Genomic DNA, 23,912 nt, shown 5'->3' on the forward strand with positions numbered 1-23,912 from the left:
TGCCCGCGGGCTTGCCGGCCGCATGCACGACGACGACGCACTCGAGCTCCTGACGCCTGCGGAACAGCTCGGCGATCTCGCCGCAGGATTGCTCCGGCGACACCTGCGGGCAGGACCGGATCCAATCCGCCAGCGCGACCGACGGATAATGCTTGGGGAGCTCCGCAGGCTCGCTCTCGCGGAATTCGGACGCTGCTTCGGGCTCCGCGATCCGCGCTTCCGCTTTCGAGCGGGACGCCTCCGCGACTTCGGTTACCCGGGATTTCGCCTTTTCCAATAGAAGCAAACTCATGCTCCCAACCCCCCTATCCGCTGATCTTGACCCGCTCAGTTTATCAGCGGCTTGTCAACCCGGCGTTAGTGGAAGTGCGGTGAAATGTAAATTATGCTATTTTTAACGAAAAGAACGAAAAATGCGAACGACAAAAAAGGAGCCGGCTTCGCGTCGTCTCTTTTTTCGGACGGTCGAGCCGGCTCTTGCGTATGGTATGGCCGCTTTCCGTTCAACCTAACGGTTGTCGACCTTTTCCGGATATAGATCGTGGTTCATAAGCCGGTGCTCCGCCATCGCCTCGTACTTGGTGCCGGGCGCGCCCCAGTTGCAGTACGGATCGATGGAGACGCCGCCGCGCGGCGTGAACTTGCCCCATACTTCGATATAACGGGGCGCCATCAGTTCGATCAGGTCGTTCATGATGATATTCATGCAATCCTCATGGAAGTCTCCGTGGTTGCGGAAGCTGAACAGGTATAGCTTAAGCGACTTGCTTTCCACCATCTTGACGTCCGGGATATACGAAATATAGATCGTCGCGAAATCCGGCTGCCCCGTCATCGGGCACAGGCTCGTGAACTCGGGACAGTTGAATTTGACGAAATAATCTCTGCCCGGATGTTGATTGTCGAACGCTTCGAGCACCTCCGGCGCGTACGCGCTCAGGTACTGCGTGCCTTGATTGCCGAGGAGCGATACGCCCGCCAGCTCTTCCTTGCTTCTGCCCGTCATCATCATCGTCTCCTATTCATCGTTCTAAACGCCTTTTTTTGTTCCCCCATATCCACGTATGGAGCTGGGGCAGCACGTGGACGTCCCGCAGCCCCGGATCTGCGACGACCCGATCGACGAGCCATTCGTAGCGCTCGAGCAAATACGGCAGCAGCCGCATCCGATCCTGCTCGCCCAGACGATCGTTGCCTGACTGCAAATAAAACGGGATGCCCGGATAGCGCCGATGAACTTCGGATGCGTAAGCCAGGTCGATCTCGTCAAAAATGACGACCTTCAGGCTGAAGCGGCGCCCGCCCTGCGCGAGGCGCAGGGCGATTCGCTCGAGCGCTCCCCAGTCGGTCGTCATGCCGGAGCTCGGCGGCTTGGGGGAGAGCGTCAGCTCGTCGATCTCCAAAAACCAGTCCTGCCATTTACTGCCCTGCGTTTCCAGGGCGACGGCCGCTCCGGCGGCTCGGAGCGCCGCGATCAGCGCCCCGAGCTGCGGCAGCAGCGCGGGATTGCCGCCCGACAGGGTCACGTGATCCGGCGCGGATCCGTCAAGCGCGGTCAGCTCCCGTATAATGTCGTCCGGCGTCAATTGCCGAATGTCGTCTTTGCCGGTGCCGTCCCAGGTAAACGCCGAATCGCACCAGCTGCAGCGGTAATCGCAGCCGGCGGTCCGCACGAATCTCGTCTTTCGGCCGACGACCATGCCTTCTCCCTGCACCGTCGGGCCGAATATTTCCATAACGGGAATGCGGGCTGCGCGGCTCGCCGGATCGTTCGCGGCTTGCTTAAGCATGAGCGTCACCCGCCGGCCGCCTGGACACTTTCGGCCATGGCCGATAGACGCAGTAGCTGGTCGGCGTCTCCCGCAGGAACACCTGCAGACAGACGGCATGGTTGGACTTCTCGTCCAGATAGCGCTGCACAAGCTCGCAGATCGTTTTCGCCACGACCTCCGTCGTCGGGAAGCGATTCGGATCGTCCGCGCCGAAGCTGTCCGTATCGTCGTTCAGCACCGTATGGTCGAAGCGTGCGTGGATGAGCGTCTTTATATCGGAGAAATTCACGAGAAAACCCGCTTCGTCCAGCGTATCTCCGGCCACGGTCACGTTGGCGAAGTACGTATGGCCGTGCATGCGGCTGCATTTGCCGGCGGAGACGGCCGGCACGAAGTGCGCCGCGGCGAATTGCAGATCCTTGTTCAGCTCGTAGCGGTAAGGATGCGGGGCCACCGGATAGATCTGCTGCAGCATCAGCGTACGTCCTCCCTTCCGGACTCGCGAAGATAGGTCGCCAAGCCGTTCGCTCGCAGCCTGCAGGCCGGACATTCGCCGCAGCCGGCGGCCGGAATGCCGTTGTAGCAGGTCAGGGTGCGGTCCCTGACGAATTCGAACGCGCCGAGCCTGTCCGCCAGCTCCCACGTCTGCGCCTTGTTCAGCCACATGAGCGGCGTATCGATGACGAACGGATAATCCATTGCCAGATTCAGCGTCACGTTCAGCGATTTGACGAACACGTCGCGGCAGTCCGGGTAGCCGCTGAAGTCAGTCTCGCAGACGCCCGTCACGATGTGCTTCGCGCCCACCTGCTTGGCCAGCACGGCGGCGAAGCTTAAGAAGAGCAGGTTGCGCCCGTCCACGAACGTCGTCGGAAGTGCGCCTTCTTCCTGCTTAATCTCGATATCGCCGCGTGTGAGCGCGTTCGGCGCGAGCTGCCCGAGCAGCGACATGTCGAGCAGATGATGTCTGACGCCCAGCGCTTCGGAGATGGCGGAGGCGATCTCCGTCTCCAGCGCGTGCCGCTGACCGTATTGAAAGGTTACCGTTTCCACTTCCGCGAAGTTTTCCTTCGCCCAGAACAGACAGGTCGTGCTGTCCTGGCCGCCGCTGAAGACGACGACCGCTTTTTCCTGTTTCATCGCTATACGCTCCTCGTCGGGCATCAGGAGAGCGATCTTTGAATTCCCGTTGCTAAAGAAACGGCGCGAAGCGGGCCTATAGCCGCTTCGCGCCGAACGTCAAAAACGGCAGCGCCCGATACGGGCCGCCGCTTTTGCATAGTTTTTTATAGAGGGAGTTCGCGAACCTCTCCCGGCGCTGCCGGCCGACCGTACGAATGTATGGCGGCCTTGCCCGGATTTATTCTTTAGTTGTACGGTAGGTACTATACCACACCTTCGCCGGGCATAGCCAGAGGGTATTATTGTGCGGCGGAATCGATGGGATCGGACGATAGGCGCGCCGGCGTCAGCAAGCGATCCGTTTAGTCCGTCTCCGGCCCCGACGCAGTCGCGCCCGCAGTCCCTCCTGCTTTCACCGTAGGATCGTCCGCTTTGGCCTGCAAAAATCCGGAAGGCAGCGCATCCCCCCCAGCTCAGCTGCCGATCCTCCACGAACCGCGACATTTTCGTCTCGAAGAAAGAAGGCTTTGTCTCCCAGACCGACTTGGGCACGGTCAGAACGAAGCGTCCTTCCTTGTCCGGGATGGTGACGGTATAGACGGTCCCTTGCGGTACGCGAAGTCCCGCCAGCACGCCCATGTACATCGCGCCGGGCGAGGTGACGCTGACGAGCGTCGGCGGCTTGTCGTCGATGACCGTGCCTTCGTCCGGCAGCGCAATATTGATCTGAACGCTTGTATTCTCGGGAATATGGAATACCCGGTTGTCCGGCAGCGTGTATCGCGTCGTGCCGATCGTGACGCTCAGGTTCGTGCCCTCGTCCTGCTCCGGCAAGTAGAAGAGCTCATACCGGCCTTCGGCGTCCGTCGGGGTCGACTTGCCGAACCCTTCGCCTTCGTCCCTGTCGATCCACACGACGGCATCCTTTACGGGAGATCCGTCCGCGTTCGTCACCTTGCCGCCGATCCGGTATTTGTCTACTTGAAAAAACGTGACGACGTCTCCGGGATCGGATACGATCCGCGCATGCACCTCGACCTCGCCTTCCTTGCCCGGCGCGTCGGCCGTCCGCGTAATCTCGATCGGATAATAGACGCTGTATGAAGCTTCGGCCTGCAGCAGCGCGCCGGCGGTTTGGTCGTCCAGCGACTCGCCTCCCGCCCGGGCGCGATCGACGGAGACGACCTTGACCGGCGTCTCGGACAGCAGGCTTCGGTCCACGCTCAGTTCGAACGAGCCGTCCTCCGCGGTGACGATATCCCGCTTGCTGGCGCCGGCATGGATGACGGCGCCGGCTACCGGAAGGTCGCCCACCTTGAGCGTTCCGCTCATCGCGGCCATATGCGAGCCGTCTTCCTTCCACTGACTCAGCGTGAACGATTCTCGTTCGAGCGCAAGCGCCGCGCCCGTACCCGCTTCGGTGACGGTGCCCGCTTCGGCGTCCGATCCCGCTTCTTCCTTGGTGTCTAAGACGCTGCCGGACTCCCCGCCTAAGCCCTTGGCGCCATCCGCGGCCGCGCTCGCCGAGCCGGCTATCGCCGTACCCGACGATTCTGAGGCCCGCATGTCGTTCGTATTTGCATGGCCGGAACACCCGGTCAAGCCGACTGCAAGCATGGAACATACAATCAGGGTCCATCGATTTTTCATGCGACACGCTCCCCCTCTCCAAATGCAAACGGGGTGCCGGAGGCACCCCGTCCGTTTCTAACGGCAACTGCGCTTATTTGTCCTCATTGTCGGTTTTTTTTGTCCGTATTGTCGCTGTTTTTCGTATTGTCGTCATTGGCGTTGTGCGCGCTGCCCGTATCGGCGGTACCCGCCTTGCCCTGCGTCTTGTCACCGCCGAGACCGAATACATATACCTTCGGCTTCGTGCCGCCGGATGTAAATGTAAGATAAGACTTGCCGTCAACTTTGAAAACGGCGGGAGCGGCTTGAATGTTGTCGCCCGAGGTTTGGAACGTCCAGATGACTTTGCCCGACTTGATGTCCAACGCATTGATCTTGCCGTCCAGCTCCCCGTAGAAGGCGATGCCGGAATCGGTGCTCGTCAAGCCGCCGCGCATCGCGTCCTTGGTCTTGACCTGATAGGCTTGCTTGCCCGTATCGACGTTCATCGCCGTAATCGTGCCGTAAGACTCCACGTTTGCGGGCGTTTCGCCGAGCGACGTTCCGAAGGCTTGGGCGCCTGGCGAATCCGGCGTGGACGCCTCGTCCTGGCTCTTGGCCGATTTGATCAAGGACGGCGATTCAATGCCCGGAATCAGGACGTAGTTCGTCTCCGGGTCATAAGTCTCCGGCGCATAGTTCTCGCCGCCGAGCACGCCCGGATAGACGAGTACGCCTTCCGGGGTCGGCTTCGGATGCTGGATCTTGGCGAAAGGAATGCCGTCCCAGACAACGTCGCCCGTCTTCGCGTCCCAGGCGAACCACTGGCCGGACTTGCCGCCTTCCACGACGATCTTTTTCTTCTGCCCTTTGACCGTCGCGTTCAAAATCATCGGGGGAGGCTGCGGCGTCATAGTCCCACAGATCGTGGCTGATCTCCTGCTTCGCCCAGATCAGCTTGCCCGTGGCGGCTTCGACCGCCACGACGGAGTCCGTGTAGGGATTGTTGCCCGGGCGGTCCGCGCCGTAAAAGTCCGGGGCCGGGTTGCCGACCGCAAAGTACATGATGCCGGTCTCTTCGTCGATCGCCGGCGGATTCCATACCGCTCCGCCCCCCTGGAATTTGCTGTTCGCCAGCCAGTCCTGGCCTTTGGGCGGAACCGTCCAGAACGGCGAGTCCCAGGCCGGCGTCAGATCGCTCGCCTTATAGGCGGCGACGAAGCCGCGAACGCCGTTGTCGCCGCCGCTGCTGCCGATATACACATTGCCCTTGTAGTAGATCGGCGCGGTCGTCTCATAGTAGCCGGCTTCCAGCGTCACGCCCTCGATCGAATCGGAAAGCTTGATCATCTTCACCAGGTCGCCCGTCTTCTGATCCAGCGCGACGAGCTGGTTATCGATCGTCAGCATGAATACTTTGCCTTCGCCGACGGCGACGCCGCGATTGGCGATGATTCCAGCTTTGCTGAAGGTGGCCGCTTGCTCCGCCGGCGGCTTCCAATGCCAGATCTGCCCGCCCGTGACGGCATCGAAGGCAAACACTTGGTTGCCTGACGTCGTCACGTAGATGACGCCGTCGACGACGACGGGATACGACTGGTTGCCGTTTTTGACATCGGCATCTAGCTTTTTTGAACTCGGCGGACCAGATAACCCCTAGCTCCGATACATTGTCCTTGGTAATTTCCGTATACGGCGCATGGCGCGTATTGCCAAGATCGTAGCCGTACGTAGGGAAATTATCGAATTGCGTGCCCGTTACCGTTGCCGGGGCCGAGGCGCTCGCGCTTGCCGATGCGGTCGCGGAAGCGGTCGCAGACGCGGTTGCCGAGTTGGCAGCGCTCGCCGAAGGGGAGGCGCCGGACTTCGAATCGCCTCCGCTGCACGCGCCGAGCGCCAGGCTGGCGGCCAGCAAAGCGCCGGCTGTTGCGTATGACTTCTTCATTCCGTTTAGTCCTCCTTTTTTAGTCAACTTGCTTTTAACGTCAACAAGCCCAAGGCTGCCTTCTCAGGTCGGCAGCCTTCTGCGGGCGTCACTGCTATCTACCCTTCGTCGGAGCTTTTAAAGCGGCAACAAGCGCGATTTTTGTCGAAAGGTGCGGAAGGCAAAGATTAAAAGGCCGCCTTAACGGGTAGGAAGGTTTTACGCGAACAGCCAGGGAACAATCGCATTCCTCGACTTCGATTTGCGGCATAACATCCTTAGGAGGTTTTCATGCTATGAAAAAGGGAAACAAGAAAACGTACTTGTTCTTCGCTCTCGTCGCCATTGCGGCCTTTTTTTGTGCTGAGCGCATGCGGCAATAACGGCAACGACAATGCCGCTTCAAGCTCGGACGCGCCGGCGAGCGCTTCCTCTTCCGCCTCCGCGCCAGCATCGGGAGGCGCCTCGGGCGGCACGACGCAGGAGATTACCGTGCATGCCAAAAACTTCGAATTTGACAAGAAAGAAATCAAGCTGCACGTGGGCGATACGGTCAAGCTGACGCTCGAGAACACGGACGGCGTTCACGGTCTTGAGGTCCCAGACTTCAACGTGAACATCAAAAACGGCGAAACGGCCACCTTCACGGTCGACAAAGCCGGCACCTACGACTTTAACTGCTCCGTTCAATGCGGCTCCGGCCATGACAACATGACAGGGCAAATTATCGTAGAATAAGAATAAGGTGCCGATTCGAACGCCGATACGCACAAACAAAAGAGGACCCTCCCGCCGAAGCGGAGGGCCCTTTTTTTGTTTGTGCATCCCACTATCCCATTGACTCAGTTTTTCCTTTCCGCTATCCCACTATCCCACCGACTCAGTTTTCGGTTCAGCATCCCACTATCCCATCGACTCAGCGAGTTTGAGTTTCCGGCATTTTAATAATCGCGGACCTTTGCATGACATTTCGTTTGGAATGATCTTATCTGAGCCGATGGGATAATGGGATGAACGAAAAAAAACAATCCCCCGGCACAAAAAGCCGGGGGACCGCATTTCGCGGGCGATACGCCGCAGAAACTACTTTAAACTTCTTCGATGCCGACCCACTTGCCACGCTCGATCGACAGATCGACCGCTTCAAGCACCTCTTGGCAGCGCACGCCGTCCAGGAACGTCGGCGCGAACGGCGAACCGTTCGCCATATGTTGCAGGAATTCGTAGACAATGTGCACGAAGCCGTGCTCGTAGCCGATGATGTGACCCGCCGGCCACCAGTTACCTGCGTACTTGTGAGACGGATCGGTCGCAAGAATCGTGCGGAAGCCGGCCAGCTCGGGCTCGTCCTCGCGGAAGTATACTTCGAGCTCGTTCAGGCGTTCCAGATCCCAGCGCAGCGTTCCCTTGCTGCCGTGAATCTCGAACGTGTTGTGGTTTTTGCGGCCCGCGGCGAAACGAGTGGCGATAAACACGCCCATCGCGCCGTTCTTGAAGTCGGCCAGGAAGCCGGTAGCGTCGTCTACGGTGACCTCGCCCATCTCGGACGTGCCCTTGCCGGACAGACCGGAAGTCGACGAAGGGATCGGACGCTGCTTCACGAACGTGCGGCTGTGGCCGACAACGCGGTCGAACTCGCCGATCAAGAAGCGGGCGAGGTCGATGCTATGGGCGTTCAGGTCGCCATGCGTACCCGAACCGGCGACTTCCTTCTTAAGGCGCCAGGCCAGCGGCGATTCGGGATCGACGAGCCAGTCTTGCAGATAAGTCGCGCGGTAGTGGTGAATCTCGCCGAGCTTGCCGCTTTCGATGATCTGCTTGGCCAGCTGCACGGCCGGCAGGAAGCGATAGTTGAAGCAGATGGCATGCTTGACGCCCGCTTTTTCGGCGGCGTCGAGCATTTCGCGCGCATCCGCCAGGTTCAGCGCCAGCGGCTTCTCGCAAAAAACGTGCTTGCCTGCGGCAATCGCGGCCAGCGCGATTTCTTTATGCGCGTCGCTTGGCGCGTTGATGTCGATGAAGTCGATATCGTCGCGCGCAACGAGTTTTTTCCAATCGGTCTCGTAGCTCTCCCAACCGAATTTGTCGGCCGCTTCCTTAACGCCCTGCTCGTCCCGTCCGCAGATCGCCTTCATGACGACCGGCGCTTCGAGATCGAAGAACATACCGACATCCTTGTAGGCATGGCTATGGGCTTTGCCCATGAACTTGTAGCCGACCATGCCGACGTTTAACGTCTTTTGATTTACGCCCACCACATTTCACCCGCGCTTTCCTTCAGTATGAGGCCGTTCAGGAAGCCCGCGGCTTTGGTGAAACCTTCGTTCACGCTCATGATGCCGTCCTCGTGCTCGATGCTGATGACGCCGTCGTAGCCGACCAGGCGCAGCGTGCTGACGAGGTTCTTCCAGAACTCGTCGTCATGCCCGTAGCCGACCGTGCGGAAGACGAAAGAACGGTTCAGGATGTCGCCATAGTGCTTCGTGTCGAGAACGCCGTTCAGCGCGGTGTTGCGCGCGTCGATCTTCGTATCCTTGGCGTGCACGTGGAAGATCGAATCGGCAAGCGCCTTGACGCACTCGATCGGATCCATGCCTTGCCAAAACAGGTGAGACGGGTCGAAGTTGACGCCGATGTTGTCGCCCGCTTCGCGGCGCAGACGCAGCGCGGTCTCGGTGTTGTAGACGAGGAAACCCGGATGGGATTCGATCGCGACGCGCACGCCGTGCTTGCGGCAGAATGCGGATTGCTCTTTCCAGTATGGAATCGCGATTTCGTTCCACTGCCACTCGAGAACGGTGAGGAAGTCCGGCGGCCAAGGGCAAGTGACCCAGGACGGATATTTGGAATTCTCCGATTCGCCGGGACAGCCGGAGAAGGTAATGACGGTGTCGACGCCCAGCTTTTCAGCCAGTTGGACGGTAGCGACGAAGTCTTCGTGATCGGATTTGGCAACGCTTGCATCGGGGTGCAACGGATTGCCGTGCACGCTCAGCGCGCTGATCGTCATGCCGCGGGAATCGACCGCATTTTTAATGCGCGCGATCGCAGCTTCGTCATTCAGCACTTCACGCGCATTAACGTGCGCGGTGCCGGGAAAACCGCCGCAGCCGAGCTCGACGGCTTCGAGACCGGCGGCTTTGGCCGTATCCAGCGCGGATTCGAGGTCCTGCTGACCGAACAATACGAGAAATACTCCCAATTTCACGAGCGCTTCACCCAACCTTTCAAAATTAGAGGTCCATGATTTCTTTGTTTATCCAGCAAACTTAGTTTACAGGAACGGCCGCCGAAAGTCATCTCCGATTTGCGAGAAATTGGAGAGGTGTTCCGGCGACGCGTCCAAACGATACGCGGATGCCGAAGGCTTAAGCGAAAGAGACCGCTTGTCCCTTGTTGGCGGATTCATAGATCGCTTCGAGAATTTGCTGCACGACGTAGCCTTGGCGGGCGGTAACGACCGGCGCTTGATCGCTTAGAATCGCGTCGATCCAGGCGCGCGCTTCGCGCTCGGCCGAATCGTTCGGCATCGACGGATCGAACTGGTTGCCGAGCAGAATCTCTTTGGTGTACAGCTGGCCGTGCTCCTCGCCGTTGACGCGCAGGCCGCCCTTCATATCCGCGCCGGCCTTGGAGCCGTGAAGCGTCACCTTCGCCTCGTCGACGTCCAGCGTGTTGAGCGCCCAGCTCGATTCGACCCATACGGTCGCGCCGTTTTTCATCGTGATCATCGCGAACGCCGAATCCTCGACGGTGAACGACTCCGGATTCCAGTTGCCCCAGGCGTTGGCCGGGCTGCCCTGCTCCGCGAGCTTGCGGTAAGTGGTCCCGAGTACCGTCTTCGGCTCATAATTGTCCATCATCCACAGCGCCAGGTCGAGCGCATGCGTGCCGATATCGATCAGCGGACCTCCGCCTTGCTTTTCCAGATCGAGGAATACGCCCCAGGTCGGCACCGCGCGGCGGCGGACCGCGTGGGCCTTGGCCAGATAAACCTCTCCGAGTTCGCCGCCGCGGCAGGCCGCGTACAGCCAGCGGCTATCCGCGCGATAGCGGTTCTGATAGGCGATGCTCAGCTTGCGGCCGGTACGTTCGGACACCTCGAGCATGCGCTGGGCGTCGGCGGACGTCTTCGCCATCGGCTTTTCGCAGAGCACGTGCTTGCCCGCTTCCATCGCGGCGATGGAAATCTCGGCATGCGTATCGTTCGGCGTGCATACGTGCACGACATGAACGTCGGGATCGTGGAGCAGCGCCTGCACGTTGTCGTAGACGCGCGCGTCCGGCGTGCCGAACTTATTCTTGGCGTCGTGCGCCCGTTCCTGGGAGACGTCGAAAAACGCGGTTATTTTAGCCTCGGGGATCTTGGCGAGCGACGGCAGGTGCTTGCCGAAGGCGATGCCTCCGCAGCCGATCATGCCCACGTGCACTTGACTCAAAAGGTTGTCCTCCTTGAATGTTCGCGCTGATAGAACTACAATTCAAGTATATCATTCATCCAACGGATTCCCATGTGCAATGGTGCGCGGTCGTTATGCGATTTTGGTCAGGGAGGCCACCCGGCATGCAGGCAAGACAAGAAAAAATCGAATACGAGAACCCGCTGCTCTCGATAAAGGTATGGCAGGCGATACGACAGGCCGATCTGCTCTACAGCTGGCATCATCATCCCGAATGCGAACTGCTGCTCGTCCAGAGCGGCCGTCTCGACGTCGAAGTGAACGGCGAGACGCATGTGATGCGCGAGGGGGGACGTCGTCGTTCTCGGCAGCTCGCAGCTGCACCGCGACCGAAGCTACGGCGACGCCCAAGTGCATTACCTCGTGCTGCAGTTCGATCTTCAGGCCTTTTTCGACCAGAGCACGATCTCGTATTTGCAATACTTCAACGAGACGAAGGTTCCTTTAAGCGCGATGAACTATTTGTTTAAGGAAAACGCCGTCGCCAGGCGAGAGGCGGCCGCCTGCATCGCCGAGATCTACGAGGAGGCGCGGCGCAAGGAAGCTGGCTACGAGCTCGCGGTCAATCTGCTGATTAAAAAAATATTGCTCGTCATGATCCGTCACGACAAAATGGGGCTGCTCGCGGGACAGGACCGCGTAGAACGTATTCGGCTGAAGCCAGTGCTCGACTATGTTGAATCCGGCATTACCGGGCGCGTCACCGTCGAAGACGCCTGCCGGCTGGCGAATATGAGCTACTATTATTTCGTCAAGTTTTTCAAAAAAAGCGATGGGCATTTCGTTCACCGAATACGTCAACTTCCGCAAGATCAAGACCGCCGAGCAGTTGCTGCTCACCCGCGATCTCAGCGTCAGCGAGGTGGGCGACCGCATCGGCATGCCGAACATGGCCCATTTTTACAAAATGTTCAAGCGGTTCAACCACTGCTCGCCCAAGGAGTTCCAACGCAAGATGCTGGCTTGGGGAAGATAACCGAAGCTTGACGACAAGTCTCCGCCGGAAGCAGCCGCGCGGAGACTTATTCGTTTATCGTATAGAGCCTCTTGGGCCCGCCCGCCGTAATTTTAGTCTTCGTCCTCGAATATTGCCACTCTCCACTGTCTCCTGGCGCCCGCTGCCGGTTTCGCGCCTCGCGCAGCCTCTCCCTTGGCGAGGCGTTTGCCTGCGCGCTGTTCCTTCAGCGCCAGACGCGCCAGTTCTCGCTCCGTCTTGCGATAATTCGCGTAGCGCGCCGGATCGAGGGCCCCGCTGTTTAGCGCCTCCCGCACGGCGCAGCCTTGTTCGGACTCGTGCCTGCAATCGCGGAACCGGCATGAAGATGCCAAGGCTTCGATATCGGAAAACGTCGCTTGCCAGCCGTCCTCCGCCTCCCAGAGCTGGAGCTCTCGCATGCCCGGCGTGTCGAGCCACACTGCGCCCGACGGCAGCACGAACAGTTCGCGATGCGTCGTCGTATGGCGGCCCCGGGCATCGTCCTCGCGGATGCCTTGCACGGATTGCCGCGGTTCGCCTGCCAGCCAATTGAGCAGCGTCGACTTGCCTACGCCCGACGATCCTGTCGCGCCTACAGTCTTTCCCGGCGACAGAAATGGCGCTAGCGCTTCGCGTCCTTGGTCCGATCGCGCGCTTACCGGAATGACGGGTACTTCGGGCGCGATCGATTTCGTTTCCCGGACATACCGTTCGGGATCATCGCACAAATCGGCCTTCGTCAACAGCAGCACCGGCTCCGCGCCTCCCTCCCGCACGGCGATCAGATAGCGTTCGATACGGCGCAGATTCCAATCTTCGTTAAGCGATGCGACGATAAAGACGGTGTCGATGTTCGCGCCGATCAGCTGTTCGTCCGGACGGCTGCCGGCCGCCCGGCGCATGATCTTCGTCCGTCTCGGCAGTAGCGCATGGACGATGGCGTGCGAGTCGCCGTCCGGCATCTCGGCAGCCACCCAATCTCCGACTGCCGGGTAGTCCCCAGGCGTCGCCGCCGCAAAGGCAAATTTTCCCGACACCTCTGCCAGCCTGTCTCCCCAAGGAGTCGCAATACGGTACTGATGACTGAATTGCGCAACGACGCGAGCCGGCGCAAGCTTTTTGCCAAAGGGCGGGATGGCCGCATAGTCCTTGTCCCGCTCCTCGTCCCAGCCGTAAGACTCCATTTCCGGCCAAGCTGTTTTTTCATATTCGTTCATTCGTGCGAAAACCCCTTAAAAGTTATTTTTGGTTAAACAACAAGCAATCCATACAAAATCAATCCACAAAACACAAAAAGCCCCAGGTTCCCCTGCGGCCGGACGGACCTCCCCTAGAGCGAGAAGGATCCGTTCAAAAAATAAACCGCGGGGGACCTGTCGGTCTCCGCGGCAGCCGGCCGTGATGGCCGAAAAAGGCTTAGTCTCCCAAGCCGGCTCCGTTCGAGACCGATGAATACGCGACGAACGACAAAGCAATCAGCTTAATGCTCGACATATTACATCAGCCTCCTTCTCAATATTTGTTCATAGTATAGGCATCTCGGCCACAATTGTCAATCATCAGCAGCTCTCCTAGCCACTTCTTTTAATCGCGTCCGGCTGCTTGGACAGAACAGTGCACAGGAATAAATTATCCATTTTTTTACATACCAATAACTGTAACTCCCCCTTTTGCCCTCCAACCCATTATCCCATCGAATCAGCTTGACCATGCAAAAAGTACTATTGAAATCGGAACACATGTTCGATATAATGAAAAAAATGAACCTCGGGAGGCGCGTCATGTCAGTTGAAGCCGATACTTATGAACGGTTTTGCCAACGATTTGATTCCGACGCCGCATGCGCGCAAGCTTTGTTCGCGCTTCGTTGGCCCGCAGGTTTTCGTTGTCCAGCCTGCCATTGCTGCAGCTTCTCTATCATCAGCACACGCAGACTTCCTCTTTATCAGTGCGCATCCTGTCGTCGTCAGACCTCCATTATTTCCGGCACGATCATGGAAGGCAGCCGGACGCCTCTGCCGAAGTGGTTCCAGGCGATATTCCTGCTCTCGCAATCCGCCGGCATCAGTGCGCTTCGTTTATCCGACCTTATTATGGTCACCTACAAGACGGCTTGGCACATCGCGCATAAGATCAGGTTTGCCCTTCAAGCCGCTGAGACTTCTGAGCTTATCGACGCCGACTATAGGCTCGATGCTTTTTATTATGGTTCGCCTGTCTTTCAGGACGCTCAACAGCCGTTACTCATCGGCGCCCCGTTGAACGAACGGGAGCGGCCTGACCGCGTCGTGCTTCATCAACCGGAGCCCAGGCATGTCGATCCGGTTAATCGGAGAGTGCTGGCATCGGGCTACCATGCGTTCGACCGCAAGCATGCCGAGGCGCATGTTGTCCCCACGACAGGCCGCTACGGGAAGATGCATAACGCTATATTTCCAATTGCGAAAACCGTGTGCATCTGGCTGAACGATACCTTTAATGGGATCGGTGCTAAGCATTTGCAAGCGTATCTGGACGAGTTCGCCTTCCGACTGAACAAACATTTGCGATCCGAGTCTGCGCTGCATTCATTGCTGCGCTGGTGCTCGGTCACGCGCGCTATTCAATACGACGAACTTACCAGGTCGAGGGCGGTGCTCGCCGTGCCATGGATTTATTTCGGCAGCAGGTCGCGATGGAAGGGCCGCCATATGAGCAGTTGGGGTGCATAATTCTTTTAATCTCTAAAAAAAACGCCCCCTCCTTCGTGCCCAAAATCTGAGTCGATGGGATAAAGGCATGAAATAAGAAAAATCGTATATAACCCCGTCTGTCCGATTCACTTGATCCTTATCATGAGAATGACGTTAAATAAGTCGTACTTTCGACCCGATTTCGTTTTCTTGCGAAACCTTTTCATGCGAGCAGGCGTTTAACCTAGACGTACTAGAACAACATGGATGAGGTGGAGAATTGAAACAGATCGGCTTCTTTGTATTGCTCGCAGCTTTATTCTTCTGTTTTTCGTTCGCCGGACAAGCCAGCGCCCAATCCTCCGGGGCAACCATCATACTGGACGGACAAGCTTTGTCACTCCAGAAGAAAGACAAGGTCGAAATCGTCAAAGGGAGCGTCATGGTCCCGATCCGCTTCATTGCCGAAAATCTGGGCCTGCTCGTCACCTGGAATCAAACCGACAAACAGGTAAAAATTTGGTCGGGCAACGGCGACATCATGCTGACGATCGGCCATTCGACCGCCAGCGTCGGCGACGCGAAGGTCAAGCTAAACGCGGCTCCAGTCAATCGTTCGGGCACGACGCTCGTTCCGCTACGATTCGTCGGCGAATCCGCCGGCATGGACATCGGCTGGGACAATGCCAGGAAGATCGTCACCTTGACGACGTCCGAGCCTTCGGAGCCCTGGCTGCCGCCTTCGCCCACGCCATCGCCATCGCCTTCGACCGAACCAACGCCGACGCCGGCTCCCGGCACGCCCTCAACCCCATCGCCTTCTCCTACTCCTGCTGCCGGCGGGCTCATTAAAGGGATCGGCTGGAGCGACGGCAGGCTGGCTATTTCCTTTACCGGAAGCCTGATCCCTAAAACGTACGCGGACGCCGATCCTTCGCGTATCGTCGTCGAGCTCCCGAACACGGCGTTCGACCCCGCCTTCTCGACGCTGCAGCCGTACGATGCCGCAACCCAATCGGGCGAGTTCGCGATCTCCGACGGCTCTGGCGCGACCCATGTCGATTATGCCGTCACGGACGCTGTCTCCAAGACCGTGACCATCACGCTGGACTTGGCTGCCGACAAGCCTTTTTCCGCCTATCAAGAGGCCGACGTCGAGTCGAACGTATACGTCGTCGATCTGAAGCCCTCCGCGACGCCGACGCCGCCTCCGGTCAATCCGAACAACGGCAAAAAAAATCGTCGTCATCGATCCTGGACACGGCGACGGAGACCCGGGCGGCATAGGCGCCACCAAAAAGCAGGAAAAATCTTTTAACCTGTCGCTTGCGCTTAAAGTGGAGCAACTGCTTAAGAAGGAATCGGCCTTCCAGGTCGTGCTGACCCGCCATGACGATACTTTTATCCCGTTGTCAGACCGTGCGACGATCGCGAATAAAGCCGGAGCGGACGCATTCGTATCGATTCATGCCAATATCGCGCCCGGCAAACCGACCGTTCGCGGCACGGAGACCTATTATTACACAGGAAGCGGCAAGACGCTCGCGAACGTCATGCACAAGCATCTGGTTCAAGCGACCGGCTTCACCGATCGCAAAGTCAAGTACGCAAGCTATAAAGTGCTGCGCGAGACGGCCATGCCCGCCACGCTGCTCGAAGTCGGATTTTTGTCGAACGCCACGGAAGAATCGATTTTGTTCAGCGACAGCTTTCAGAATCGCGTCGCTCAGGCCATCGTGGACGGATTGAAAGAATATTTCGGCGTCAAGTGACGCCGTCCCTCAGCAACGACCTACCGGCTAGCGCTCACTTTTTCTTCCGGAAATAGGCGTATGGACAGTCCGAATCGTCGACGGCACATATATTAGGGGTGTGGAAGTGACCACAATCCAACAACCCGGAGGTGTAGCAAATGAGCGGAGTAGCTTGCGGTTATGGCGGCGGCGCAGCGTTCGTCCTTGTCCTCTTCATTCTTCTCGTGATCATTCTCCGTGCGGGCATCGGCCTGTACTAACCGACTCTTGCCTCTAGCAATTCCTCCTACTGTCCCGCTGCGCGTTGCGCAGCGGGCTTTTTTTACGCTGGGCGGTCCGCGGCCCCAACCTTTTCCCGCCAATCAGCCGGCTCTGCTGCGCGAATTGCGCGCGCTTCTGAATACGAACGGCGCGACCGCTACCGCAGGCACGAGCAAGGCCACTCCGGTCAGTCCAACGATGCCATAATCCTGCAGCCATGCCGGCGCATCGTTCGCCGCCTTAAACAACCAGCCCCCGATATTCGGTCCGACGAATCCGGCAATGCCGGTCAAGGCGGAAAAGACGGCGATGTAAATCGGCCTGTCCGACTTCGGCGTATCCCCGATCAAAAAAGTTGAACACGAGCAAATTGTAACCGCCGAGCCCGATGCCGAGCAGGATGTGAGACAAGCCCAAGATAAGCAGGACGGGCAGCGCGGACATGCCCAACCACACGATGCAGGCGAGCGAAATGATCGGAAACGTCCAAGTGAGCAGTTGGCGAGCGGAAAATCGGGCGTTCAAGTTTCCCCAGAATATGTAGCTGACCATCATCACGATATTTTGTATCATCGTGATCAAAGTGACGCTGCTGTAGCTTAAATTCAGCAGGTTCAGCATCGCATAGGCGTAAAGCGGAACGACGACGTTCTGAATCAAAATGAATAAAGTGATAAAACAAGCCGCGGATAGAAAAGGGCGATCGCGGAATGGCTTTAGAATAAACCCGGCCGACAGCTTGCCGCCCGCGCTCTCGAAGGGCGGGTTCGCATAACGGGACAGTTCGATGCCGTTCCAGACGACGCAAAGCGCGCAGACCGCGAACAAGATCGTGAAGCCCCGTCCGCCAGGCAGCCACTCCATCAGTTGGCCGCCGATCAGCAGCGTCAGACTGGCCACGGCCCAATGAATCGTATTGCGGATGCCGAAGTAGCGCCCTCGGATCGGTGGCGGGACAATATCGGCCATGAGGGACGTCCAGATCACGCCGCCGGCTTGCGTCAGCGTAAAGGAACAGAGGAAAACGATAATATAAAGCGGCGCCCATGCCGCCTCGGGGAACAAGAGGGGAATCAATCCCGTACCTACCCATAATGTACGGTGACCGACGCCGAGTATCGTCGTGACCTTGCGACGGTCTCTCCATCGTTCCATGGCAAACGCCATGAAGATCTGGGCTAGGAGAGTCAACGATGGAATAGCGGCGATCAACCCGATCTGCTCGGAATGGAAGCCCAAATACAATAAAAACGCCGTCTGCAAGGGTCCGCCCAGCAAATTGGCGATGATCGTAGCGGGGATGCCTTCAATCAGGGACGCTCGCAATCCGCGTCTGATCTCTGAATCGTTAAACCGGCTTCGCAGCAGTCTCTGAATATCCAGCCCCGCGAATCTCGTGCGCTTGGTCATCGGCAGTTCCCCCCATGATGGTCGACTCTATCGAGCGCTTCCCCGCAGCTATCGCTACCGGCGTATTAAAAAGCTTCGCGACGGAGCCGTCGCGAAGCGCGCTTTCGTTTAATCCGATTCTACTCTCTTTCCCCTACGTATGGCAAATAAATCATGAACGTCGTACCTTCGCCGAGCCGGCTGTCGACCTGCACCGTCCCGCCGTGATTCCGGATGATCCGGTAGCTCACCGATAGCCCGAGTCCGGTGCCTTCGGACTTCGTCGTAAAGAAGGGATCGAACAGTCTGCTCAGCGTCTCCCGGTCCATCCCTCGTCCGTTGTCGGCAATGCTGATGACGGCGTAACCGCGTTCCTTGCGCGCCGACAACCGAATGTTGGGCCTGCGTTTGTCGGCGACGTGTGCAACCGCATCCAAAGCATTTTTCACCATGTTCAAAATCACTTGCTTGATCTGCTTGACGTCGATCGAGATCGTGAGGTAAGGATCGAAAATCTCGCACGTCAATTCGACGCCTTGCATGTGCGCCTCGCTCTCGGTCAGAAGGATCGTCTCTTTGAGCAGCAAGCCCACCAACACGGTCTGGGTCATCGGCGCGGAAGGTTTGGACGAATTGAGAAATTCGTAAATAATGTCGTTCGCTCTATCGATCTCGGATAAAATGATTCGCGCGTATTCCTGCTTGCCGATCGACTCCAGGTACGGCTTCAATAGTTGGATAAAGCCGCGGATGCTGGTCAGCGGATTGCGGATCTCGTGCGCGATCGCCGCCGCGATCTTGCCAAGCATGGCCAGCTTGTCGTTCTGGAAGGCGCTCTGCTCGATCTGCTTGTGCTCCGAGACATCCTTGATGCTGACCAAGATGTCGCCATCGAGTTCTTCGATCTGGGAGATGCTGATCAGCAAATATCGGCTGCCGTCCTGAAATTCGCCCTGCGCGCGCCGATCGTACTTCAATTGCCTGTACATACGAATAAAAATAAGCCGCAGAGAACGGCTCAAGCTGGGGTGGAACAATAATTGGCGGAGACTCTGGCCGATCAATATGCGCCTTGGCGCCTGCAGCAACCGAGCCATCGGCACGTTCAGAAACCGAAGCGTCCCGCCAGGCTCGAACAACGCGATTCCGCTGTCCAGATGCTGAAGTACCGTCTCGAAGCGGCTCGGACGTTCTTCCTGGAGCGGGATCGCCTTCGCCGCGGCCTGTCTCAAATCTTCGGGCAGCTGCTCTTCCTTCGCCGCGGCCGATTCGGAACAGGTATGACTGCCTAGAATCTCGTGAAGAAACAATAGACTTCGATGCATGAGCGCCAGCCTGTCCTCGCTATCCGCATGCGAGACGAGCAGGCGAACGTTCTCCTCGTGATGCTCGAAAATGTGCTCTGCCGGAACGCCGTTCAGCAGGTCGAGCAGCTCGCTCAGATCGTATCCCTCCCTCGTGTCCTCGTGAAGCACGTACTCCACGAGAACCGGGAAATATCTCGTTCTCCATTTCTCCATGCCGTATTCCTCCAGGCTCGCCCTTGCGTCAAGTTCATCATAGTAAAAGACTGGGAAACCTGTCAATCGGAGAAGTTGTCGAATAAAAACGCGAAAAACGCCGCTCTCGGACTGATGACTTGTGTAAAAAAGTCGCATATCCGGAAACGGCGTCCACGCCTGCTCTATATGTCGAAAACTACAGCGCTCCGCCCGTCGTCCGTTTGAGACGGAGTTTGTGCCTGCGCTGGCTCAGCACGCCGAGCCTGCGCTTGAGCTGCCGCTCCCACTCTTCGTCTCCGATCTTCTTGGCGAAGGTAAGCAGGTCCAGCCCCATGTCGATCTGATTCTGCACCATGAGGAGCGGATCCTCCTCCTCGTTGTTGACCGAATTCTCGTGCAGATCCTTTTCCGACTCGTCCACATAGTCCTGGAAGTCTACTTCGGACGCGCCGTCGCCGTGCGCGTAGTCGGCCAAAATCTCGTATTCGTTCTCGACCAGATAATGCACCTCGACCCGGTGGCATACCGGACAGAACAGAATCGGGACGTTGTGAATTCGCGTGCGATAGTGCTTCAGCGTCCCCTTCGTCCCGATCATGCTGGCTCCGCAACAGAATGACATCGACTTCCCCCTCCCTTATGGACGTGTATGGCTTTGCCGGATGCTTCACTATATTCTCCTCTAAAACGGCAAATTCCTGCCGCGATCCCAAAAGTCAATAAAAGGGCAGCCGTCTAAAGGATGCCAAAGGCGCATGCGGGTGCATGCGCCTTCGGCTGAGCGATATTCAATTACTTGGCGACCAGGTTCTTGTCGCCCGGCTTCCAGTTGATCGGGCACAGCCCGCCGGATTGGAGCGCCTGGAGCACGCGAAGCGTCTCTTCGACGCTGCGGCCTACGTCGTTGTGATTGACGACCTGGTACTTGAGCACGCCGTCCGGATCGATGATGAACAGGCCGCGCAGGGCGATGCCTTCTTCTTCGATCAGCACGCCGTAATCGCGCGCCGCTTGCTTCGTGATGTCCGCAGCCAGCGGGAAGTTCAGTTGGCCGAGACCGTTGTCGTTCTTAGGGGTGTTGATCCAAGCCTTGTGGCTGTGGACGCTGTCCACGCTGACGCCGAGAACTTCGGTGTTCAGCGCCTTGAACTGATCGTAAGCTTCGGAAAGCGCGACGATCTCCGTCGGGCATACGAAGGTGAAGTCCAGCGGATAGAAGAAGAATACGAGCCACTTGCCCTTATAATCCGTAAGGGACGCTCTGCCGAATTCCTTGCCGTCACCGGATACCGTCTCCAGGTTAAAGTGCGGGGCCTCGCGGCCGACCAAACGCTCTGCCATTGACCATTACCTCCTGTAATTCCGACTGCAAAGCCGGGCCTTATTTGCTATTTACGATAGTATCATAGACTGAGAATCAAAATCAAGCTGTAGTCATTACTTCTTTGAAGTTATTCTAATCTACTACCCGCCATCTTTCAGCGCGTAAGACCCGGATTGCTCGCCCGCGGCTTTTGTCGCGATTTAGCGAACCATTGCGGCTACGATCAGATCGCCCATCGCCGTGGTGCCGATCGCCTGGCTCTTGTCCACCGCGATATCGCCCGTACGGTGACCCGCGTCAAGCACTTGCTTGACGGCGCGCTCGATCACTTCCGCCGCTTCGGCATAGCCGAACGTCAGCTGGAACATGAGCGCGACGGACAGGATCGTCGCGATCGGGTTGGAAATGCCTTGGCCCGCGATGTCCGGCGCGGAGCCGTGAACCGGCTCGTACAGGCCGAAGCTGCCTTCGCCCAGCGAAGCGGACGACAGCATGCCGATCGATCCGGTCAGCATGGCGGCCTCGTCGCTCAGAATATCGCCGAACATGTTCTCCGTCACGATGACGTCGAAGCTGGACGGACGGCGCAGCAGCTGCATCGCGCAGTTGTCGACGAGGACGTGCTCGAGCTCGACGTCCGGATATTCCGGCGCGATCTTGTTGACGGTCTCGCGCCACAGGCGGCTCGTCTCGAGGACGTTCGCCTTGTCGACCGAAGCGAGCTTCTTGCGGCGCTTCTGCGCGATCTCGAAGCCTTGGCGGACGATGCGCTCGATCTCCTGAACGTTGTAAACGCAAGTATCGACGGCTTCCTGACCGCCCGCGCCTTCGCGGCGGAACTTCTCGCCGAAGTAGATGCCGCCGGTCAGCTCGCGCACGACGATCAGGTCGGTGCCTTCGAGCACTTCGGGCTTCAGCGTCGAGGCGTCCTTCAGGCAGTCGAACACGACGGCCGGACGGATGTTGGAGAACAGGCCGAGCGCCTTGCGGATGCCGAGCAGGCCCGTCTCCGGACGCAGCTCCTTCGAATTGTTGTCCCACTTCGGGCCGCCGACGGCGCCGAGCAGCACGGCGTCCGCGCGCTGGCAAATGTCGAGCGTCTCTTGCGGCAGCGGCGTGCCCTTCTCGTCGATGGCGATGCCGCCGAACAGGCCGTGCTCGAGCTCGAACTTATAACCGAACAGCTCTTCCGTTTTTTTCAGTACCTTTATCGCTTCGCCGACGACTTCCGGGCCGATGCCGTCGCCGGCGATGACCGCTATCTTCTTCACTTCTGCCATAATCTTAAAGTTCACTCCCGACTTAGGTTCCATTCCGATTGCTATGTTTATTTGTAGCACATATCGCGGGTCACGTCCAAAACATAAAAACTATGTCATTAATAGCTGAGAACTATGAGCGCGCCGCATATCCGCCGTTTTGCGCTGCTAAGCTGCCGAATAACTAGGTTCGCGCAGCGGCGATCGTCAATGCCGCGATCCGCACGACATCGTTCCGGTCCACGACCGGCAGACTGGGATGCGAAAAGGGAAAACAGGCGGAAACGCCAACGACGTTGACGAGCGCATCAAGGAGTTCGGCATCGCGCGGTTCCCGCAGCAGCACCCATTTGGCATAAGGCGCGCGTTTGAATCCTTCGGCCAGTATGACATCTGCCGGCGGCAGCCGCCCAGCCAGTTCCTCCAAAGACGCTTCGCCCGGCGTCCATATGCCCGATAGGGCAGCCGATGAAGCGCCGGTCCCTGCAGCGCCGGCCGCCAGATGTAGCCAGGTATCCTTGTCGGGCAGATCGAGCGAGGCCGTGCCCTCCGAAACATTTCCCCCCGGGAGGATGACCGTGATGCTTGAGCGTGGCGACGGTCATGCCCAAGCTGGTCAGATGCCTGACGAGCGCGCAGAGGAGCGTCGTTTTGCCGCTGTCGGCGTAACCTACGATTTGAATAACGGGAGGTAAAGCAATCACGGACGCAAACGCTCCTTCGCAAGCCGGTAATCGTCCGGCGTATTCATGTTCATCAGCCGATCGGCTGCTTGATCGCCGGGCAGCCATTTGACGAGGCGCATCCGTTGCGTAGCCGCCATCACCCGCCGGTTCCCGCTTGCCATCGCGTCCGCCCATGCGCCAATCGTGCGCTGGCGGTATAAGGCGCATAGCGGATGAAGCTTTCCGCCGGCTTCGGGCAGGACGGCGTCCGCCTCCGGATACCGGGCCAGAGTGTCCGCCAACGCCCGCCAAACGAAGGACCCTGCGAGCGGGTAATCGCAGGCGACGACAAGCTGCAGGGGTAAGTCGGACACCCTCATTCCCGCGCAAATGCCGGCGATCGGACCGAAATCCGCAACTTCGTCCGCGATCGCGCGGACGCCGTCCGGCAGAAAGGCGTATTCGCGCTTGCGGTCCGCTACGACCGTTATCCGTTCGGCGATCCCCGACAGGCTTCTGCACAGTCGCAAGAGCAGCGGCTCGCCGTTGAATTCGAGCAGTTCCTTGCGGCCGCCCATCCGCCGCCCCTCCCCGCCGCACAAAACGATGGCATGACAGCCGGGCCTCGCATCGTTAAATTTCCCGTTTTGTCCGGATATCATTGCCATGCGCGATCCGCCCAGCCCGGAAGCAGCCGGACGTCGATCAGCGTCCCCGCTCGCGTCTCCTCGGCCGAAGGCGGTATGGCCAGCAGCGCGTTGGCTTCCCCGATCGAGATGAGACCCGACGAGCTGTTCTCTTCGCAAGGACGGGCGGTCAGCATGCCGTCCTCGACCCGCACGACGCCACGCAAGAACCGCGGGTTGGCATTGCTCTTTATGCCGCTTTCCGCCAAGCGGGCCCGGCACCATTCGAGTTTGCCGCTGCCTCCGCCCATCCGCTCGATCGCCGGCCGCGCCAACAGCTCGAATCCGGCGAAGCAAGCGCCCGGATTGCCCGACAGTCCGATGAGCAGCTTGCCTTCCATGACGATGGCGCCGGATGCGCTGCCGGGCCGAATGGCCAGCTTGGAAAATAAGAGATCGGGACCTGCATCGCGGAACAACGCGCCCATGACATCGCTGTCGCCGACGGAGATGCCGCCCGACACGACGACCAAATCGGCTTCGGCTAGCGCCCGCAGGAGCGTTTGCTTCGCTTGTCCCGGCTCGTCCGGCACAT

General features: G+C 58.6%; 28 protein-coding genes, 3 pseudogenes and 1 riboswitch. Of the genes and pseudogenes, 8 read left to right on the forward strand and 23 right to left on the reverse strand.

Features of this window, described 5'->3' with window-relative positions:
• Nucleotides 1–28: 28 nt before the first annotated feature.
• From OMP40_RS41055 to OMP40_RS41060, 6 genes and pseudogenes are all read right to left on the reverse strand, one after another.
• Nucleotides 29–292: pseudogene (locus OMP40_RS41055) on the reverse strand (hypothetical protein); the annotation flags it as partial.
• Between the two features lie 216 nt (nucleotides 293–508).
• On the reverse strand, nucleotides 509–1,006 hold the full coding sequence (gene queF, locus OMP40_RS01605; RefSeq protein WP_277529198.1) for a preQ(1) synthase: 498 nt from the start codon (nucleotides 1,004–1,006) through the stop codon (nucleotides 509–511).
• Between the two features lie 16 nt (nucleotides 1,007–1,022).
• Complete coding sequence (gene queE, locus OMP40_RS01610) at nucleotides 1,023–1,790, reverse strand: 7-carboxy-7-deazaguanine synthase QueE (protein ID WP_277529200.1); 768 nt, start codon at nucleotides 1,788–1,790, stop codon at nucleotides 1,023–1,025.
• Nucleotides 1,783–2,247, reverse strand: a complete 465-nt coding sequence (locus tag OMP40_RS01615; RefSeq protein ID WP_277528620.1) for a 6-pyruvoyl trahydropterin synthase family protein — start codon at nucleotides 2,245–2,247, stop codon at nucleotides 1,783–1,785. Before OMP40_RS01615 ends, queE begins: the two co-directional genes overlap by 8 nt.
• Complete coding sequence (gene queC, locus OMP40_RS01620) at nucleotides 2,247–2,912, reverse strand: 7-cyano-7-deazaguanine synthase QueC (RefSeq protein ID WP_277528621.1); 666 nt, start codon at nucleotides 2,910–2,912, stop codon at nucleotides 2,247–2,249. The genes OMP40_RS01615 and queC overlap by 1 nt, the downstream gene beginning before the upstream one ends.
• A 132-nt stretch (nucleotides 2,913–3,044) precedes the next feature.
• A riboswitch (PreQ1 riboswitch) is annotated at nucleotides 3,045–3,088 on the reverse strand.
• 577 nt (nucleotides 3,089–3,665) lie between these two features.
• Nucleotides 3,666–4,115: pseudogene (locus OMP40_RS41060) on the reverse strand (hypothetical protein); the annotation flags it as partial.
• Here OMP40_RS41060 and OMP40_RS01625 point away from each other — a divergent pair.
• The gene (locus OMP40_RS01625) at nucleotides 4,081–4,260 is read left to right on the forward strand and encodes a hypothetical protein (protein WP_277528623.1); all 180 of its coding nucleotides are present in this window, start codon (nucleotides 4,081–4,083) and stop codon (nucleotides 4,258–4,260) included. The pseudogene OMP40_RS41060 and the gene OMP40_RS01625 sit on opposite strands and share 35 nt — an antisense overlap.
• Nucleotides 4,261–4,627: 367 nt before the next feature.
• Here OMP40_RS01625 and OMP40_RS01630 read toward each other — a convergent pair whose 3' ends face one another.
• Together OMP40_RS01630 and OMP40_RS01635 are read right to left on the reverse strand one after the other, a co-directional pair.
• Entirely contained in the window at nucleotides 4,628–5,221 is a 594-nt protein-coding gene (locus OMP40_RS01630; RefSeq protein WP_277528624.1) for an outer membrane protein assembly factor BamB family protein, read from the reverse strand.
• A complete protein-coding gene (locus OMP40_RS01635; protein WP_277528626.1) occupies nucleotides 5,184–6,068 on the reverse strand; it encodes an outer membrane protein assembly factor BamB family protein in 885 nt (294 codons plus the stop codon). Before OMP40_RS01635 ends, OMP40_RS01630 begins: the two co-directional genes overlap by 38 nt.
• 721 nt (nucleotides 6,069–6,789) lie before the next feature.
• On the opposite strand from OMP40_RS01635, the gene OMP40_RS01645 reads away from it, so the two are divergent.
• Complete coding sequence (locus OMP40_RS01645; RefSeq protein WP_277528629.1) at nucleotides 6,790–7,167, forward strand: cupredoxin domain-containing protein; 378 nt, start codon at nucleotides 6,790–6,792, stop codon at nucleotides 7,165–7,167.
• 350 nt (nucleotides 7,168–7,517) lie between these two features.
• On the opposite strand, the gene OMP40_RS01650 is transcribed toward OMP40_RS01645, so the two are convergent.
• From OMP40_RS01650 to OMP40_RS01660, 3 genes are all read right to left on the reverse strand, one after another.
• Nucleotides 7,518–8,651 carry a Gfo/Idh/MocA family protein gene (locus OMP40_RS01650; protein ID WP_277529201.1) on the reverse strand — a complete coding sequence of 378 codons (1,134 nt, stop codon included), beginning with the start codon at nucleotides 8,649–8,651 and terminating at the stop codon, nucleotides 7,518–7,520.
• 23 nt (nucleotides 8,652–8,674) lie between these two features.
• A complete protein-coding gene (locus tag OMP40_RS01655; RefSeq protein ID WP_277528630.1) occupies nucleotides 8,675–9,637 on the reverse strand; it encodes a sugar phosphate isomerase/epimerase family protein in 963 nt (320 codons plus the stop codon).
• Between the two features lie 160 nt (nucleotides 9,638–9,797).
• A complete protein-coding gene (locus OMP40_RS01660) occupies nucleotides 9,798–10,868 on the reverse strand; it encodes a Gfo/Idh/MocA family protein (protein ID WP_277528632.1) in 1,071 nt (356 codons plus the stop codon).
• Nucleotides 10,869–10,993: 125 nt separating this feature from the next.
• Between OMP40_RS01660 and OMP40_RS01665 the strand changes: the two genes are divergently transcribed.
• Nucleotides 10,994–11,359, forward strand: a complete 366-nt coding sequence (locus OMP40_RS01665; protein WP_277528634.1) for a cupin domain-containing protein — start codon at nucleotides 10,994–10,996, stop codon at nucleotides 11,357–11,359.
• Here the strand turns inward: OMP40_RS01665 and OMP40_RS01670 are convergent.
• On the reverse strand, nucleotides 11,334–11,678 hold the full coding sequence (locus tag OMP40_RS01670) for a hypothetical protein (protein WP_277528636.1): 345 nt from the start codon (nucleotides 11,676–11,678) through the stop codon (nucleotides 11,334–11,336). The genes OMP40_RS01665 and OMP40_RS01670 overlap by 26 nt on opposite strands.
• Here OMP40_RS01670 and OMP40_RS01675 point away from each other — a divergent pair.
• Complete coding sequence (locus tag OMP40_RS01675; protein ID WP_277528638.1) at nucleotides 11,662–11,865, forward strand: helix-turn-helix domain-containing protein; 204 nt, start codon at nucleotides 11,662–11,664, stop codon at nucleotides 11,863–11,865. The genes OMP40_RS01670 and OMP40_RS01675 overlap by 17 nt on opposite strands.
• Before the next feature lie 92 nt (nucleotides 11,866–11,957).
• Here the strand turns inward: OMP40_RS01675 and rsgA are convergent, their stop codons facing one another.
• Nucleotides 11,958–13,082: a ribosome small subunit-dependent GTPase A gene (rsgA, locus tag OMP40_RS01680; protein ID WP_277528640.1), complete on the reverse strand. Its 1,125-nt coding sequence runs from the start codon at nucleotides 13,080–13,082 to the stop codon at nucleotides 11,958–11,960.
• A gap of 564 nt (nucleotides 13,083–13,646) precedes the next feature.
• Here rsgA and OMP40_RS01685 point away from each other — a divergent pair.
• The 4 genes from OMP40_RS01685 (at nucleotide 13,647) to OMP40_RS01700 (ending at nucleotide 16,551) form a co-directional block, all read left to right on the forward strand.
• Entirely contained in the window at nucleotides 13,647–14,576 is a 930-nt protein-coding gene (locus tag OMP40_RS01685) for an IS1595 family transposase (protein WP_277528642.1), read from the forward strand.
• A gap of 355 nt (nucleotides 14,577–14,931) precedes the next feature.
• Nucleotides 14,932–15,855 carry a copper amine oxidase N-terminal domain-containing protein gene (locus OMP40_RS01690; protein ID WP_277528644.1) on the forward strand — a complete coding sequence of 308 codons (924 nt, stop codon included), beginning with the start codon at nucleotides 14,932–14,934 and terminating at the stop codon, nucleotides 15,853–15,855.
• A complete protein-coding gene (locus OMP40_RS01695) occupies nucleotides 15,821–16,309 on the forward strand; it encodes an N-acetylmuramoyl-L-alanine amidase family protein (RefSeq protein ID WP_277529202.1) in 489 nt (162 codons plus the stop codon). Before OMP40_RS01690 ends, OMP40_RS01695 begins: the two co-directional genes overlap by 35 nt.
• 140 nt (nucleotides 16,310–16,449) lie before the next feature.
• Nucleotides 16,450–16,551, forward strand: coding sequence for a YjcZ family sporulation protein (locus OMP40_RS01700; protein ID WP_277528645.1), 102 nt, complete (start codon nucleotides 16,450–16,452; stop codon nucleotides 16,549–16,551).
• 102 nt (nucleotides 16,552–16,653) lie between these two features.
• Here OMP40_RS01700 and OMP40_RS01705 read toward each other — a convergent pair whose 3' ends face one another.
• From OMP40_RS01705 to OMP40_RS01750, 10 genes and pseudogenes are all read right to left on the reverse strand, one after another.
• Nucleotides 16,654–16,800, reverse strand: coding sequence for a hypothetical protein (locus OMP40_RS01705; RefSeq protein ID WP_277528647.1), 147 nt, complete (start codon nucleotides 16,798–16,800; stop codon nucleotides 16,654–16,656).
• Entirely contained in the window at nucleotides 16,793–17,962 is a 1,170-nt protein-coding gene (locus OMP40_RS01710; RefSeq protein ID WP_277528649.1) for an MFS transporter, read from the reverse strand. The genes OMP40_RS01705 and OMP40_RS01710 overlap by 8 nt, the downstream gene beginning before the upstream one ends.
• Before the next feature lie 119 nt (nucleotides 17,963–18,081).
• On the reverse strand, nucleotides 18,082–19,461 hold the full coding sequence (locus OMP40_RS01715; protein WP_277528651.1) for a two-component system sensor histidine kinase NtrB: 1,380 nt from the start codon (nucleotides 19,459–19,461) through the stop codon (nucleotides 18,082–18,084).
• Between the two features lie 178 nt (nucleotides 19,462–19,639).
• A complete protein-coding gene (locus tag OMP40_RS01720; RefSeq protein WP_090113997.1) occupies nucleotides 19,640–20,065 on the reverse strand; it encodes a hypothetical protein in 426 nt (141 codons plus the stop codon).
• Between the two features lie 170 nt (nucleotides 20,066–20,235).
• Nucleotides 20,236–20,784, reverse strand: coding sequence for a peroxiredoxin (locus OMP40_RS01725; RefSeq protein WP_277528653.1), 549 nt, complete (start codon nucleotides 20,782–20,784; stop codon nucleotides 20,236–20,238).
• 183 nt (nucleotides 20,785–20,967) lie between these two features.
• Complete coding sequence (gene leuB, locus OMP40_RS01730; protein WP_277528656.1) at nucleotides 20,968–22,047, reverse strand: 3-isopropylmalate dehydrogenase; 1,080 nt, start codon at nucleotides 22,045–22,047, stop codon at nucleotides 20,968–20,970.
• A 163-nt stretch (nucleotides 22,048–22,210) separates the two neighbouring features.
• The gene (locus OMP40_RS01735) at nucleotides 22,211–22,609 is read right to left on the reverse strand and encodes a molybdopterin-guanine dinucleotide biosynthesis protein B (protein ID WP_338131012.1); all 399 of its coding nucleotides are present in this window, start codon (nucleotides 22,607–22,609) and stop codon (nucleotides 22,211–22,213) included.
• 1 nt (nucleotide 22,610) lies between these two features.
• Nucleotides 22,611–22,817 (reverse strand): annotated as a pseudogene (locus tag OMP40_RS01740) (molybdopterin-guanine dinucleotide biosynthesis protein B); the annotation flags it as partial.
• Entirely contained in the window at nucleotides 22,727–23,359 is a 633-nt protein-coding gene (gene mobA, locus OMP40_RS01745) for a molybdenum cofactor guanylyltransferase (RefSeq protein ID WP_338130989.1), read from the reverse strand. The gene mobA and the pseudogene OMP40_RS01740, both read right to left, overlap by 91 nt.
• Nucleotides 23,350–23,910 (reverse strand): molybdopterin-binding protein, encoded by a 561-nt coding sequence (locus OMP40_RS01750; RefSeq protein ID WP_277528658.1) that lies wholly within the window; start codon nucleotides 23,908–23,910, stop codon nucleotides 23,350–23,352. The genes mobA and OMP40_RS01750 overlap by 10 nt, the downstream gene beginning before the upstream one ends.
• Nucleotides 23,911–23,912 lie beyond the last annotated feature (2 nt).

It is taken from the genome of Cohnella rhizosphaerae (assembly GCF_029525575.1).
In the GTDB taxonomy this organism is placed as follows: Bacteria; Bacillota; Bacilli; order Paenibacillales; family Paenibacillaceae; genus Cohnella; species Cohnella rhizosphaerae.

Excerpts from the sequence above, each read along its gene's own strand:
- queF (WP_277529198.1), bottom strand. The coding sequence starts at position 1,006 with ATGACGGGCAGAAGCAAGGAAGAGCTGGCGGGCGTATCGCTCCTCGGC.
- queE (WP_277529200.1), bottom strand. The coding sequence starts at position 1,790 with ATGCTTAAGCAAGCCGCGAACGATCCGGCGAGCCGCGCAGCCCGCATT.
- OMP40_RS01615 (WP_277528620.1), bottom strand. The coding sequence starts at position 2,247 with ATGCTGCAGCAGATCTATCCGGTGGCCCCGCATCCTTACCGCTACGAG.
- queC (WP_277528621.1), bottom strand. The coding sequence starts at position 2,912 with ATGAAACAGGAAAAAGCGGTCGTCGTCTTCAGCGGCGGCCAGGACAGC.
- OMP40_RS01650 (WP_277529201.1), bottom strand. The coding sequence starts at position 8,651 with ATGGTCGGCTACAAGTTCATGGGCAAAGCCCATAGCCATGCCTACAAG.
- OMP40_RS01665 (WP_277528634.1), top strand. The coding sequence starts at position 10,994 with ATGCAGGCAAGACAAGAAAAAATCGAATACGAGAACCCGCTGCTCTCG.
- OMP40_RS01675 (WP_277528638.1), top strand. The coding sequence starts at position 11,662 with ATGGGCATTTCGTTCACCGAATACGTCAACTTCCGCAAGATCAAGACC.
- rsgA (WP_277528640.1), bottom strand. The coding sequence starts at position 13,082 with ATGAACGAATATGAAAAAACAGCTTGGCCGGAAATGGAGTCTTACGGC.
- OMP40_RS01685 (WP_277528642.1), top strand. The coding sequence starts at position 13,647 with ATGTCAGTTGAAGCCGATACTTATGAACGGTTTTGCCAACGATTTGAT.
- OMP40_RS01700 (WP_277528645.1), top strand. The coding sequence starts at position 16,450 with ATGAGCGGAGTAGCTTGCGGTTATGGCGGCGGCGCAGCGTTCGTCCTT.
- OMP40_RS01710 (WP_277528649.1), bottom strand. The coding sequence starts at position 17,962 with ATGACCAAGCGCACGAGATTCGCGGGGCTGGATATTCAGAGACTGCTG.
- OMP40_RS01715 (WP_277528651.1), bottom strand. The coding sequence starts at position 19,461 with ATGGAGAAATGGAGAACGAGATATTTCCCGGTTCTCGTGGAGTACGTG.
- OMP40_RS01720 (WP_090113997.1), bottom strand. The coding sequence starts at position 20,065 with ATGTCATTCTGTTGCGGAGCCAGCATGATCGGGACGAAGGGGACGCTG.
- OMP40_RS01725 (WP_277528653.1), bottom strand. The coding sequence starts at position 20,784 with ATGGCAGAGCGTTTGGTCGGCCGCGAGGCCCCGCACTTTAACCTGGAG.
- leuB (WP_277528656.1), bottom strand. The coding sequence starts at position 22,047 with ATGGCAGAAGTGAAGAAGATAGCGGTCATCGCCGGCGACGGCATCGGC.
- mobA (WP_338130989.1), bottom strand. The coding sequence starts at position 23,359 with ATGGCAATGATATCCGGACAAAACGGGAAATTTAACGATGCGAGGCCC.